Raw genomic sequence first — 13,796 nt, 5'->3', positions numbered from 1 at the left:
TGTTGCTGAAGCGTTTTGTTCAGCAGCAGAGAGATGAGATTATGAGGCGTTTCGTTTAAACCGTCAACCCCTCATTTTCCTACTCCCCTGCGCTGCGTATGCTCAGCAGCGCGGGGACAGAACTATAGCAAGCCACAGTCCCATAGGCAAGCCCTATTTCGCGGCGGTTCAGGTTCATGTAAGCAGGTGGCATCAGGCTTGCTAACAGCAAGGGAACGGCACGGCTAACGGCCCTGCCGGGGCATTTGCTCCGTTTTATCTGTGCCAGAACGGAACATGTGCTCAAATAAGGAACACCCGGCAAACACAAAAACGCCGCATCAGACGGCCCATTGCAGGAATCGGAGACATGTACCAGCCAACCGCCACCAGTGCCGCTCCAGAAATGGCCGGCATCATCACCACTTCGCACGAGCGCTCGCTCGCCTATGGACTGTGCCCGGAGAGCCGGCAGGACTTCGGCACCATCGCCCGCAACGATCTTGCTCTGCTTATAGAGAAGAACAAGATGCTGCACACCCACGCCCTGCCCGCCATGGAGACGCTGTACCAGCAAATCATCAACACCCATAATATGGTGCTGCTGACGGATGCGGACGGCGTGATCCTGCACTCCCTGGGCGACGCCGACTTTCTGGAGAAGGCCAACCGGGTGGCGCTGCAGCCCGGTGCGGCCTGGTCCGAGGAATGCCGGGGCACCAACGCCATCGGCACGGCCATCGCCGAAAAGAGCGCGGCGCTGGTGCACGCGGACCAGCACTATATGCATGCGAATCATTTCCTCACCTGCTCCGCCGCGCCAATTACCGACCACCACGGCAACGTGGTCGGGGTGCTGGACGTGTCCGGCGACCAGCGCAGCTATCACAAGCACACCATGGCGCTGGTGCGCATGTCCGCGCTGATGATAGAGAACCAGCTGTTCTCGGCCGCGTTTGAAGATGCGATCACGCTGCATTTCCACACCCGACCGGAGTTCATTGGTACGCTAATGGAAGGCATCGCCTCGTTCACTCCGGGCGGGCGCTTCCTGTCCGCGAACCGTAACGGGCTGTTCCAGCTGGGGCTGAGCTACGCCGCGCTGCAGACCCACACCTTCAATTCGCTGTTCGGTCTTCCCGTGTCCGCCCTCTTCGACCACTACCGGACCGCGGCGCCCAGCCTGCTAGACTTGTGCATGCACAACGGCGTGCGGGTATCCGGCCGCGCCCAGCTGCGCTTGGCCAGCAGCCGCTTCCAGCACGTGCTGGCGGCGCCTCAGGACGGAGAGCCCGCGCCGCGCCCTGCGGCTCCGGCATCGCCCATGCATGCGGCCAATGCAGCGCGCAAGCTTTCCGGTCTGCGCTACCTGCGCACCGGCGACCCGCAGCTGGAACTGGTGATCGACAAGGTAACGCGGGTGCTGGGCAAGGATATCCCCATCATGATCATGGGCGAGACGGGAACCGGCAAGGAACTGCTGGCCCAGGCCATACACAACGATTCGCCCCGCGCGCAAGGGCCGTTCATCCCCGTCAATTGCGCCTCCATTCCGGAAACGCTGATCGAGTCCGAACTGTTCGGCTATGAAGACGGCGCCTTCACCGGCGCGCGCAAGAAGGGCGCGGTGGGCCGGATTCTGCAAGCGAACGGCGGCACGCTGTTCCTGGACGAGATAGGCGACATGCCCTACAGCTTGCAGGCGCGGCTGCTACGCGTGCTGCAGGAGCGCATGGTCACGCCGCTGGGCAGCAGCAAGTCCATTCCGGTGAATGTGGAAGTCATTTGCGCCACCAACCACAATCTGCGCGAGCGTATTGCGAACGGTTTGTTCCGCGAAGACCTGTATTACCGCCTGAATGGCCTGGTGGTGAAACTGCCGCCGCTGCGTGAACGCACCGACCTGGAAACGGTGGTGAAAAAGATCATCGCCATCGAGTCCGGCAGCACGCGCTACACGCTGGCGCCGGAAATGCTGGAACTGTTCCGCTGCCACAAATGGCCGGGCAACTTCCGCCAGCTCACCAATCTGCTGCGCACGGCCATTGTGATGGCGGGGGACGAGTACGAAATCTCGCAGCGGCATATGCCGGACGACTTCCTCGACGATATCGCAGCCGCCGGACCCTGCGGTGAATCGCTGCAAGGCGCGGGAGAACACGGCGGCCTCCTGCCTGCCGGCGGTGCGCGGCTGGAGGATGTGGAGCACTCCCTGATCCAGAAGACGCTGGCAACGCATGGCGGCAACGTGTCGGCCACGGCGCGGGCGCTGGGCGTGTCCCGCAATACCATTTACCGCAAGATGCCGCACCTGAAATAAGCCGCTGAGCTGCGCAGTCATGCCGGCACCGCCGCCGCAGCGAAACCGGGCGAGCGGCGCGCGTTGCCCTGCTTGTCCACCGTGAGCAGATCGATGCCGGGCAGACGGCCTGCCAGCGCGTGGGACTTCTTCGCACCCATCACCATGAAAGCGGTCGACAAGCCGTCCGCCAGCAGCGCGGAAGGCGCCAGCACGGTTACGCCGGCCAGTTCCGGCGGCGAATCGCCCCGTTCCGGATCGAAGATATGGTGGTGCACGCGGTCCTGGGTGAACACGGCCTCATAGTCGCCCGAGGTGGCGATGCAGCGGTCCCGCGCCAGCACGATGTCGGTGCAGGACTGCGAATCGCGCGGGTCGCGGATGCCAAGCGCCCATAGCTGGCCCGGCGCCTTCATGCCGCTGGCGGCGAATTCGCCCGTGTCCAGCAGGGCGTTGCGGATGCCGTGGCGGCGCAGTGCGGCCAGCGCCAGGTCGGCAGCATAGCCCTGCGCCAGGCCGTTGAGGGTAATGCTCATGCCCGGCAGCAGAAAACGCGCCTCGCTGCGCCTGAACGACAGGTTGCGCCAGCCCACGCGGGAGCGCGCCTGGCGCAGCACCTGTGCGTCCGGCAGGAGGCCGCGCCGCGCCGCTTCGCTGTAGGCCAGCCATAGCGGCTGTACCGTGACGTCGAAGGCGCCGTCGGTCAGCTGGGACAAGGCGCGGGCCTGGGCCAGCACCACCAGCAGCCGTGCGTCAGGCTCGGTCAGCGCACCGTCGCGGTTCAGGCGGAACACCTGGCTGGCGGGATGGTAGATCGACATCAGCTTGTCCACCGCCTGCGCTTCATGCAAGGCTGCGGCCATGGCCGCCTGTGCCTGCGCGCCATCGTCGTGGGCCACCGTGACGGTGATGGTGGTGCCGAAAGCCTGCGCGGCGGCCTTGTGCAGACGCGCAGGCGGCGATGCGGCGCCAGCGCCGGCCAGCAGGCCCATGGATGCGGCCAGTACGGTTCTTCGTTTCATGATGTCTGCTCTTTCGCGTCGGCGCGCGCAATGGGGATGAAGTTGCTGCGCTTGCGTTCCATCAGCAGCGGTGCGCACTTGTCTTCGCTGTCGTGGATGACGACGCAGTCCAGGCACTGGAAACATTCGCCGTAGTCGACCGTTCCCGCTGGCTGAATGGACTGGTAGGCGCAGCGGTGGCGGCAGGTCTGGCAGGGCTGGCCACATTCGGCCCGGCGCGGTAGCCAGTCGAACAGGCGGACGCGCCCCAGCAGGGCCAGGCAGGCGCCCAGCGGGCATAGATAGCGGCAGAAGAACTTGAACCAGAAGGCGCTGAGCAGCACCAGCCCGGCCGCATACGCCACGTAGGGCCAGCTCCGCACGAAGCCGAGCGTGATGGCGGTCTTGAACGGTTCCAGCTCGACCAGCCGCTCCTGCCAGAGCGCCGCAGGGGCCGCGATGGCGGCGCTGGTAGCGCTGCTGGCGATAAGCACATTGATGGCAATGGCGGCAAGCGCGGCGAACTTCAGCCATTTGAGACGCACGTCCGCGCTGCTGCGCAGGCGTATCTGCGGCAAGCGCAAAACGCGGCCCAGATGCGCACTGAATTCCTGCAGCGCGCCGAAGGGACACAGCCACCCGCAGTAGGCGCCTCGTCCCCATGCCAGCAGCGCAGCCAGCGCGAACACCCACACCAGCAGCGTGGCGGGGTCAAACATCAAATACGCCAGGCTGCGGCCGGCGGCCAGCGCCTGCATTGCACCGGCCACGTTGACGATGGAAAGCTGGGCCTGAGCCCAGTAGCCGACGAAGCCCGCAGTGAACAGCAGGTAGGCGATGCGGAAGCGCTGCAGCCGCTTGCCGTTCGCCGCGAGCCGCCGCTGCAGCATCAGCGCGCCAGCCAACGCCAGCAATCCGGCGCTGAGTATGCCCAGCTCCCAGGCACGCGCGCGCCACACACTGCCCCAGGATTTCTCGTCGGCGGCGCCGGCAATGTAGTAGCGCTGCGGCAGCCGGTATTGCAGCGCCAGCTCGCGCGTGATCCGTTCAGGGTAAACGATGCCCTTGCTGCGCGTGAGCGGCAGCGCGAAGTCCAGTGGCAGGCCAGGGTCCAGGCCGGCCTGGGCGATCACGCGGAACGCGGCCACGCGCGCGCCGCCAAACGCGGCTGGCTCCTTCAAGGCGAGATCGAGGTCGAGATCGCGCAGCTCCAGCGGCAGGCCCTGCTGCTTCAGCACCAGCCGGTCCGGCACGCTGCCGCGCACGAATTCGTCCGGCATCAGCGTGTAACGGCCCGACCAGATGGCCAGCAGCGCATGGTCGCCAGGTTCCAGGCGCGCTTGCAGCTTGTTCCAGCTGCGCGGCGACAGCAGCGAGCGGCCCACAGCAGGCACCGACACATAAGCCATGCGCAAGTCGAGGAACACGCCGTCCGGATCGCGCAGCGCCTCCGCATCCAGGGCGGCGCCCGGCGTGCCCTTGAACAGTGCCTCGGCTTCCCGGTTCGGCACGCGGAGCTGCTGCAGCACGCCCTGCGCCACCATGCGCTCCAGGCTAAGCACCTCGTCCACGTCCTCCCGCACGCGGGCGGCCAGCGAGGGATCGCGCCCGGCGGCAAAGCCCAGGCGGGCACGCGCCACCTTCAACGCAGCCGATAAAACACTTTGATTGATGATGCGCACCGAGGCGGTGGCTTTCGCCACGCCGTCCAGATGCACATCGCGCGCGCTGCCGCTCTTGTCGTCCTTGCCGCCGATGCGGATCGAGCTGGCCAGCGGCACGCCCTTGTACTGCGCCAAAAACTGCCGCAACGGCGGTTCGCCCAGCCCTTCGAGGAACACCGGTTCGTGCTGCGACAGCAGCGACACGCCGATGAATTTTCCCTTTGCGTCCAATGCCACCAGCAGGTTGGGGGGCACTCCCGCAAAGCCCGGCACCGGCGCCAGATCGGCAGACTCGAAAACATAGCCCGCCAGCTCGGTGGCCGTGGCGTTCTGGCGGTACAGCGGCCATACCGGCAGTTCCGCGTCGCGTTCTCCCACCATCAACGGCGCGGGAAACAGCTGCGCCACGGCGGCGCGGACCAGCTGCCCCGCCTCCGCCGGCACGGGCAGCGCAAGCGCAGCGGCCAACGCCACTGCCGCCGCCAACGCCAGCAGCGAGCAATGCCGCAGCCGGCGCGCGCAGTGCCGCCATGCTTGCGGCCGCGCCTGCAGAATATCCGCCTGTGCCATGAACGCGCTGCTCCCGTCAGAAGAAGATGATGCCGCCCAGCGAGGCGCCATTCATTTTGGCTTCATTGCCGTTGAAGCCTTTGGAGCGGGTCTGCCCTACTTCGCCCACCAGCGTGATAGCGCTGTTGAGCGTGTAGTAAGCGCCCAGCGTGAGATTGGCGTTCGACTTCAGGCCGCCCGTACCGGTGGTGTTGTCGCTGTTCTTGCTGATGCCGTAGCCCAGGCCCAGCTTCATCTTGCCGGTGGCCTTGTAGGTACCCTGCACGAAGTAATTGCGCGCCGTGGTGTTGCCCTGGTCCGCATCGGACAGCACGCCGAGGCCTTTTCCGCCCTGCACATTGGCCAGCAAGCCGAGCGCGCCTTCGCTGTACGACGCTCCGGCCTCGAAGGCGTTCATTGTGAAGTCCTTGACGCCCGCCGTGACCGATTCGAACTTCTGGGTCTTCGCGCCCAGCCAGGCTTTGGCGCCGCCGCCGCTCCACGTCAACTGGCCCTGCAATTGCGGACTGGTCTTGGTCGAGTACAGCGAAGGCGTGAGCAGCGGCGTGTCTGACACGGGGCTCACCAGCGCAACATCGACACCGAAGCCCGCGCTTTTCGGCGAGCTGTATGCGATCTGGCCGTAGTAGCCCACGTAGCTGTAGCCGGCGCCGATGTGGCCCAGCGTGACGCGGCCGCGCTGCGTCGCCTGCACCGGTGCGCCGGCGCCGATCAGCGTCATGTCGCCGAAGATGGCGCCTGCGCCGAACAGGCCGTTGTCGCGCCCCATCTTGATGGTGCCCATCTCCGCATTGCCGAAGGTGAAGTAGGCCTGGCGCACGTCCACGCCGCTGTTCTGGCTGATGGCGCTGTCGGTGGCGGTGGCGTGGTACATGCCGATCAGCGCCTTGACGTCATAGCCGCCCAGGTTGGAGCTGGCGGAAGTGACCAGGCCATTCGGCAGCAGGCCGTTGCCGATGGTGCTGCGGTCGTCCTGACCGCCGCAGCCCAGGCCCTTGCTCGCCAGCGCCAGCCCGCCCACCGCATTGCCGGAGCAGGATACCTGCGTGTAGTAGGCGTTGACGATGCCGCCCACGCCCACGGTCCAGTCGCCGGCTTTGAAATCCACAGCGCCCGCGTGCTGCGCCGTGAACGCCGCTGCAACCATGCCACCCATGATGATCTTCTTCATTACTGTCTCCCTTGTTTTAGTACATCGATTGATGTATCCCTACAAGGGCAATTAGCGTGCCGAGCCCGCTTCACTGGGAAGGGCCTGCGGCGCGCTGCGCTGGCTGTGCCAATACGGACCAGAAGCGCGCCGCAGGTGTCCCTATTTTCTACACCGCCTTTGCCAGCTGATCAAGGATGGCGGGGTTCTCCAGGGTGGACACGTCCTGCGTCACGACCCCGCCCTGGGCCAGCACGCGCAGCAGGCGGCGCATGATTTTTCCCGAGCGTGTCTTCGGCAGATTGTCGCCGAAGCGCACTTCCCTGGGCTTGGCGATCGGGCCGATTTCTTTTGCAACCCAGTTGCGCAACTCCTGCGCCAGCGCCGTGGCGTCCGCGCCGCCGGGCCTGTCCTTCTTCAAGACCACGAAAGCGCAGATCGATTCGCCCGTGGTGTCGTCCGGCTTGCCGACCACGGCCGCCTCGGCCACCAGAGGATGCGCCACCAGCGCCGATTCGATCTCCATCGTTCCCATGCGGTGGCCCGAGACGTTGAGCACATCGTCGATGCGGCCGGTGATGGTGAAGTAGCCGGTGTCCTTGTCGCGTATGGCGCCGTCGCCCGCCAGGTACAGCGCGCCGCCCAGCTCCTCGGGGAAATAGCTGGCCTGGTAGCGCTTCGGATTGTTCCAGATGGTGCGTATCATCGACGGCCACGGACGCTTGACCACCAGGATGCCCCCCTGCCCGTCCGGCACGTCCTGCCCCGCCTCGTCCACCACGGCGGCCATGATGCCGGGCAGCGCCAAGGTGCACGAACCCGGCACCAGCGGCGTGGCGCCCGGCAGCGGCGTGATCATGTGGCCGCCCGTCTCGGTTTGCCAGAACGTGTCCACCACCGGGCAGCGCTCTCCGCCCACTTGGCGGTGATACCAGAGCCACGCCTCGGGATTGATGGGCTCACCGACTGAACCAAGCAGGCGCAAGGTCGAGAGGTCGTAGTTCGTGGGATGCACCGCAGGGTCCATGTCCGAGGCCTTGATCAGCGAACGGATCGCGGTGGGGGCGGTGTAGAAAATGCTCACGCCGTGGCGTTCTATGGTCTGCCAGAAGCGGCCCGCATCCGGATAGGTGGGTACGCCTTCGAAGATGACCTGGGTTGCGCCCACCGCCGTCGGCCCGTAGGCGATATAGCTGTGGCCCGTGACCCAGCCGATATCGGCGGTGCACCAGTACACGTCGTCCGGCTTGATGTCGAAGGTCCACTTCATCGTCAGCGCGGCCCACAGCAGGTAGCCGCCGCTGGCGTGCTGCACGCCCTTCGGCGTGCCGGTGGAGCCGGACGTGTACAGGATGAACAGCGGATGTTCCGCCCCCACCCACTCCGGCTCGCATCGCTCCGGCTGGTCCGCCATCAGGTCATGCAGCCAGATGTCGCGGTCGGACACGTGCGTGACGCCGCCGCCGGTGCGCTGGTACACCACCACGTGCTTGACGCTGCCGCAGCCGCCCAGCGCCAGCGCCTCGTCCACGATGGATTTGAGCGGCAGCCGCTTGCCGCCCCGCAGCTGCTCGTCCTGCGTGATAACCACGCATGCGCCGGCGTCGGCAATGCGCTCCTGCAGCGCCTTGGCCGAGAAGCCGCCGAACACCACCGAATGCGTGGCGCCGATGCGCGCGCACGCCAGCATGGCCGCCACGCCCTCGACCGACATCGCCATATAGATCACCACCCGGTCGCCCTTGCCCACGCCGCGCGCGCGCAGGCCGTTGGCGATGCGGCACACCCGCGCGTGCAAGCCGCTGTAGGTCACGTGCGAGAAGGCGCCGTCGTCCGCCTCGAAAATAATGGCGGTCTTGCCGCCCAGGCCGCGCTCGATATGGCGGTCCAGGCAGTTGTAGGACACGTTCAGGCGGCCGTCGCCGAACCAGCGGTAGAACGGCGCTTCGCTCTCGTCCAGCACGCGCGTGAACGGCACCTGCCAATCCAGGTTGGCGCGCGCCTGCATGCCCCAATAGCCTTCGTAGTCGCGTTCCGCGTGCGCGCACAGGGCATGGTAGGCGTCCATGTCGGGAATGGCCGCCCTTGCGGAGAAAGCGCTTGGCGGCAAATACGTTGATTGCATGATCTTGACCCTCTTAAAAAAACTGACGGCCGCAGCCGTCAGTAAGACACCAGGAAACCGCAGTGATTACTTCATCAGCTTGAATACCCAGACCGAGCCGCCCTGCTCCAGGAAGTTGACCTTCTTGGCCACTTCGCCGCCCCACAGCGGCACCGCGCCGCCCCAGCCGGACACCACGGCCACGTACTGCACGCCGCCGTCCTGCCAGGTGACCGGCGGCGCCACCACGCCCGAACCGGTCTGGAACTTCCACAGCTCCTTGCCGGTCTTCGCGTCCAGGGCCTTCAGGTAGCCCTCAGGCGTGCCGTAGAACACCAGGCCGCCGGCGGTGGTCATCACGCCGCCCCACAGCGGCGCCGTGTTCTTGACTTCCCAGGCGACCTTGCCGGTCTTGGGGTCCACCGCGCGCAGCGCGCCGATGTAGTCGTCGAACAGCGGCCGGATGGTGAAGCCCGCGCCCAGATACGCGCCGCCCTTCTTGTAGCTGATAGGCTCATTCCAGATGTCCATGCCCCACTCGTTGGCGGGAACGTAGAACAGCTTGGTCTGCGGGCTGTACGCCATCGGCATCTGGTTCTTCGCGCCCAGGAAGGCTGGCGCGGCGAACACGGTCTTGCCCTTCTTGCCTTCCTCGCCCTTGGTCGGATCGCCGGGACGGCCTTCGGTGATGAATTTCGGACGCCCGGTTTCCAGGTCGATACCGCTGGCCCAGGTGATCTTCTTCACGTAGGGGAAAGCGTTCTTCAGCTTGCCGGTAGCCGCGTCGTTCACGTAGAAGAAGCCGTTGCGGTCGGCCTTGCCGCCATAGCGCTTGCCGTCCATATCGAAGGTGACGAATTCATTGGCGCCGTCAAAGTCCCAGGCGTCGTTCGGCGTGTTCTGGTAGGCCCACTTGATCTGGCCGGTGGCAACGTCCAGCGCCACGGTGGACGATGAATACAGATTGTCGCCGGGGCGCAGATGGCTGTTCCATGGCGCCGGGTTGCCGGTGCCGAAGTAGGCCAGGCCGGTGGACGGATCATAGGTGCCGCCCATCCAGGTGGACGCGCCGCCGGTCTTCCATAGCTCGCCCGGCCAGCTCTTGTTCGGCGTGCCGGTCACGCCGTTGTCGCTTGCATTGCCGTCCTTGTCGTACTTGTGGCCCATGTGGCCTTCCACCGTGGGACGCGACCAGACCAGCTCACCGGTCTTCGGATTGCGCGCCTCCACCCGGCCGACGATGCCGAACTCGCCGCCGGACACGCCGGTCAGCAGCAGGCCCTTGGCGATCAGCGGCGCGGCCGTCATCGAATAGCCTGCGGCGTAGTCGTCCACTTTCTCTTTCCAGACCACCTTGCCGGTGTCCTGGTCCAGCGCCACCAGCTGCGCGTCCAGCGTGCCGAAGATGACCAGGTTGTCGAACAGGGCGGCGCCCCGGTTCACCACGTCGCAGCATGGCATGATGCCGTCCGGCAGGCGATGCTCATACTTCCACAGTTTGGCGCCGGTCTTCATGTCGACCGCGAAGATGCGCGAGTACGAGGCGGTGACGAACATCTTCCCGTTGTGGATCAGCGGCTGCGATTCCTGGCCGCGCTGCTTCTCGCCGCCAAAGGAGAACGACCAGGCCGGCGTAAGCTTGCCCACGTTGGCGGTATTGATCTGCGCCAGCGGCGAATAGCGCTGGCCTTCCGAGCCCATGCCGAAGGACAGCACCGACGAGGTATTTTTCGCCGCCGCCTCCAGCATGCCAGTGGTGACGGCCGCGCCGCCCGCCTGCGCCAGTCCCGCGCTGCCGGAGGCCAGCAGCGCCAGCACCGATGCGATTAAAGTTTTTTGCACAATGATCTCCTCTTCCCATGTTTTTATTAAAGTGACGACAAACCCAGTTCCCTGCACTCCTCGTCCGTGAACAGGCGCGAGCGCGTGAGAAAGCGGCGCCCGGTCCCGTTATCCAGCGAGAACATCCCGCCGTTGCCCTGCACGACGTCGATAATCAGCTGCGTGTGCTCCCAGTAGCCGTACTGTTCCAGGCCGATGTAGAACGGCGCGCCGTTCAGGTTGCCCAGGTAGACATCGGTGTCGCTCAGGTTGAACTCCCCGGCCTGGTAGCACATCGGCGTGCTGCCGTCGCAGCAGCCTCCGGACTGGAAGAACATGATCGGCCCATGGCGATGGCGCAGTTCTGCAATCATCTCCAGCGCGGGGCCGGTCGCGATAACGCGGGCTACGGCGGTTTTCATGTCAGCCTCAGAAAAAGCCCAGCGCCTTCGGGTTGTAGCTGACCAGCAGGTTCTTGGTCTGCTGGTAGTGGTCCAGCATCATCTTGTGGTTCTCGCGGCCGATGCCGGACTGCTTGTAGCCGCCGAAGGCCGCGTGCGCTGGATACAGGTGGTAGCAATTGGTCCACACGCGGCCGGCCTGGATGCCGCGGCCGACGCGGAAGGCGCGCGCGCCGTCGCGGGTCCATACGCCTGCACCCAGGCCGTACAGCGTGTCGTTGGCGATGCGCAGCGCGTCCGCCTCATCCTTGAAGGTAGTGACCGACACCACCGGCCCGAAGATCTCCTCCTGGAAGATGCGCATGCTGTTCTCGCCCTTGAACACGGTGGGCGTGACGTAGTAGCCGCCTTCCAGCTCGCCGCCCTGCACATTGCGCGCGCCGCCGGCCAGCAGCTGGGCGCCTTCCTGTTTGCCGATGTCCATATACGACAGGATCTTCTCCAGCTGCTCCTGCGAAGCCTGCGCGCCTATCATGGTGGAGGAGTCGAGCGGGTTGCCCTGCTTGATGGCCGCCACGCGTTTCAGCGCGCGTTCCATAAAGGCTTCGTAGATCGACTCCTGTATCAGCACGCGCGAAGGGCAGGTGCACACCTCGCCCTGGTTCAGCGCGAACATGGCAAAGCCTTCCAGGCATTTGTCGAAAAACTCGTCATCGGCCGCCATCACGTCTTCGAAGAAGATATTGGGCGACTTGCCGCCCAGTTCCAGCGTGACCGGAATCAGGTTCTGCGCGGCATACTGCATGATCAGGCGGCCGGTGCCGGTTTCGCCGGTGAAGGCGATCTTGGCGATGCGCTTGTTCGAGGCCAGCGGCTTGCCCGCCTCCAGGCCGAAGCCGTTGACAATATTAAGCACGCCCGGCGGCAGCAGGTCGCCGATCAGCTCCACCAGCACCATGATGGAAGCAGGCGTTTGCTCGGCCGGTTTCAGCACTATGCAGTTGCCGGCCGCCAGCGCGGGCGCCAGCTTCCATACCGCCATCAGGATGGGGAAGTTCCACGGAATGATCTGGCCGACCACGCCCAGCGGCTCGTGGAAGTGGTAGGCGTAGGTGCTGTCGTCGATCTGCGCGACCGAGCCTTCCTGGGCGCGGATGCAGCCGGCGAAATAGCGGAAATGGTCGATCGCCAGCGGAATGTCCGCCGCCATGGTTTCGCGGATAGGCTTGCCGTTGTCTATGGTTTCCGCCGTGGCGATCAGCTGCAGGTTCTGCTCCATGCGGTCGGCGATCTTGTTCAGGATGTTGGCGCGCTCGGTCTGCGAGGTCTTGCCCCACGCTTCCTTCGCTGCGTGCGCCGCATCCAGCGCGATTTCCACGTCTTCCGCCGTGGAGCGCGCAATCTCGCAGAACGGCAGGCCGGTGATCGGCGTGAGGTTGGCGAAGTACTCGCCCTTTACCGGCGCGACGAACTTGCCGCCGATGTAGTTGTCATAGCGTTGCTTGAAAGGGTTGGCGACACCCAGTTTGTTGATATCGGCGAGATTCATGTCATCCTCTTTCTTCAGTGTTGGTTGGACTTGCACCCTCTATTTCGCAAACACCGTGCCAGCCCTCCGCGCCGCGAAAACCGCGCTGCCGCCGCCGCAATCTGTTCCAAAGTTGAACAGGTGTTGCATGGCCGCTGTGGCAAGTGTCACGCTCAGGGGATGGCCACGCCCCAGGGCAATTCGCCCACCGCGATGTCGGCCACCTTGCGCGCGCTGGCCGTGTCGATGACGGAGACGCTGTTGGAGCGTCCGTTGGCCACATACAGCTTGGCGCCGTCCGGCGTGAGCGCCATATTCCAGGGCCGCTTGCCCACGGCCACGGTCGCGCTGACGGTATGGCTGGCGGTATCGATCAGCATCACCGTGCCGTCCGCGCCGTTGGACACATAGACTTGCTTGCCGCTCGGGTGCACGGCGATGCCGTTGGCGTTGCGCCCAGCCGGTATCCTGGCCAGCGTGCTGCGCGTGGCGGTGTCGATCACGTACACCGTGTTGACCAACTCACAGGCGATATAGGCCCTGCTGCCGTCCGGCGAAAAGCCGATGCCGCGAGGGCGCAGGCCCACGGCCACAGCCCCGGTCTGGCGCCGCTGCGCCACGTCGATCACGTCCACCTGCTCGGCTTCCTCCGCGCTGACATAGAGCCAGCGCCCATCCGGACTGAACACAGCGTGCTCGGGATTGCGGCCCTGGACCGGTATGTCGGCCAGCCGCGCGCCGCTGCGGGCATCCACCAGCGTGACGCTGTTACTCTCCTCGACCGCGACGGCGGCGTAGCGGCCATCGGCCGACACGCCCACGCCTTCCGGCGATCTGCCCAGCGCCAGCGCTGCGGGCGCTGAACCGCCTGCGCTATCGAGCATCAGCAGCTGGCTGCTGGCGGCGTCCGTCACGAACAGCCGCGTGCCGCCGGCCAGCGCAACAGCGGCAATGCCGCGCGGCCTTTTGCCCGCCTGAAGGCTGCGCAGCACCGTGTCGGTGGCGGTATCGACCACGCTCACCGTGCCGGACTTCTCGTTCGGCACATAAGCCAGCGCGGCTGCCTGGACGCAGGGTTGCACAGCCAGCAGCAGGGAAAGGCTTGCAAGCACGCCGGCGGCGCGGGGACAATAGGATTTTTTCATGGCGGCACCTTTAAGGTCAGTGAGGATCGCAAGGCGATGCAAACGCCATGCCACGCGCACAGGAAAAGCGATGGCAGGTATATTGCTTACGGGTTGAAGCAGACTTGCCGGCCCCCGCCAGGCAGGCGCGGAAC

Annotated in this window: 9 protein-coding genes; 1 reads left to right on the top strand and 8 read right to left on the bottom strand. The window is 65.5% G+C overall.

Annotation, left to right across the window (positions count from 1 at the left end):
• Positions 1 to 349: 349 nt before the first annotated feature.
• Positions 350 to 2,299 carry a sigma-54-dependent Fis family transcriptional regulator gene (locus GTP77_RS28010; RefSeq protein WP_228894952.1) on the top strand — a complete coding sequence of 650 codons (1,950 nt, stop codon included), beginning with the start codon at positions 350 to 352 and terminating at the stop codon, positions 2,297 to 2,299.
• Positions 2,300 to 2,316: 17 nt separating this feature from the next.
• Here GTP77_RS28010 and GTP77_RS28005 read toward each other — a convergent pair whose 3' ends face one another.
• From GTP77_RS28005 to GTP77_RS27970, 8 genes are all read right to left on the bottom strand, one after another.
• Positions 2,317 to 3,300, bottom strand: coding sequence for an FAD:protein FMN transferase (locus GTP77_RS28005; protein ID WP_161075439.1), 984 nt, complete (start codon positions 3,298 to 3,300; stop codon positions 2,317 to 2,319).
• Positions 3,297 to 5,513 (bottom strand): 4Fe-4S binding protein, encoded by a 2,217-nt coding sequence (locus GTP77_RS28000; RefSeq protein WP_161075438.1) that lies wholly within the window; start codon positions 5,511 to 5,513, stop codon positions 3,297 to 3,299. Before GTP77_RS28000 ends, GTP77_RS28005 begins: the two co-directional genes overlap by 4 nt.
• 16 nt (positions 5,514 to 5,529) lie before the next feature.
• Positions 5,530 to 6,684 carry a porin gene (locus GTP77_RS27995; RefSeq protein ID WP_161075437.1) on the bottom strand — a complete coding sequence of 385 codons (1,155 nt, stop codon included), beginning with the start codon at positions 6,682 to 6,684 and terminating at the stop codon, positions 5,530 to 5,532.
• Positions 6,685 to 6,832: 148 nt separating this feature from the next.
• Positions 6,833 to 8,788: an acetate--CoA ligase gene (acs, locus tag GTP77_RS27990; protein WP_161075436.1), complete on the bottom strand. Its 1,956-nt coding sequence runs from the start codon at positions 8,786 to 8,788 to the stop codon at positions 6,833 to 6,835.
• Positions 8,789 to 8,854: 66 nt separating this feature from the next.
• A complete protein-coding gene (locus GTP77_RS27985; RefSeq protein ID WP_371869411.1) occupies positions 8,855 to 10,573 on the bottom strand; it encodes a PQQ-dependent methanol/ethanol family dehydrogenase in 1,719 nt (572 codons plus the stop codon).
• A 62-nt stretch (positions 10,574 to 10,635) separates the two neighbouring features.
• Positions 10,636 to 11,010 (bottom strand): DUF779 domain-containing protein, encoded by a 375-nt coding sequence (locus tag GTP77_RS27980; RefSeq protein ID WP_161075435.1) that lies wholly within the window; start codon positions 11,008 to 11,010, stop codon positions 10,636 to 10,638.
• A 7-nt stretch (positions 11,011 to 11,017) separates the two neighbouring features.
• A complete protein-coding gene (adh, locus tag GTP77_RS27975; protein WP_161075434.1) occupies positions 11,018 to 12,538 on the bottom strand; it encodes an aldehyde dehydrogenase in 1,521 nt (506 codons plus the stop codon).
• A 152-nt stretch (positions 12,539 to 12,690) separates the two neighbouring features.
• Positions 12,691 to 13,662: a beta-propeller fold lactonase family protein gene (locus GTP77_RS27970; protein WP_161075433.1), complete on the bottom strand. Its 972-nt coding sequence runs from the start codon at positions 13,660 to 13,662 to the stop codon at positions 12,691 to 12,693.
• Positions 13,663 to 13,796 lie beyond the last annotated feature (134 nt).

The sequence above is a fragment of the Pseudoduganella aquatica genome, assembly GCF_009857595.1.
GTDB classification, from domain to species: Bacteria; Pseudomonadota; Gammaproteobacteria; order Burkholderiales; family Burkholderiaceae_D; genus Rugamonas; species Rugamonas aquatica_A.
The sequence above is the reverse complement of the archived record's forward strand: the minus strand, read 5'-3'. Positions and strand labels throughout refer to the sequence as shown.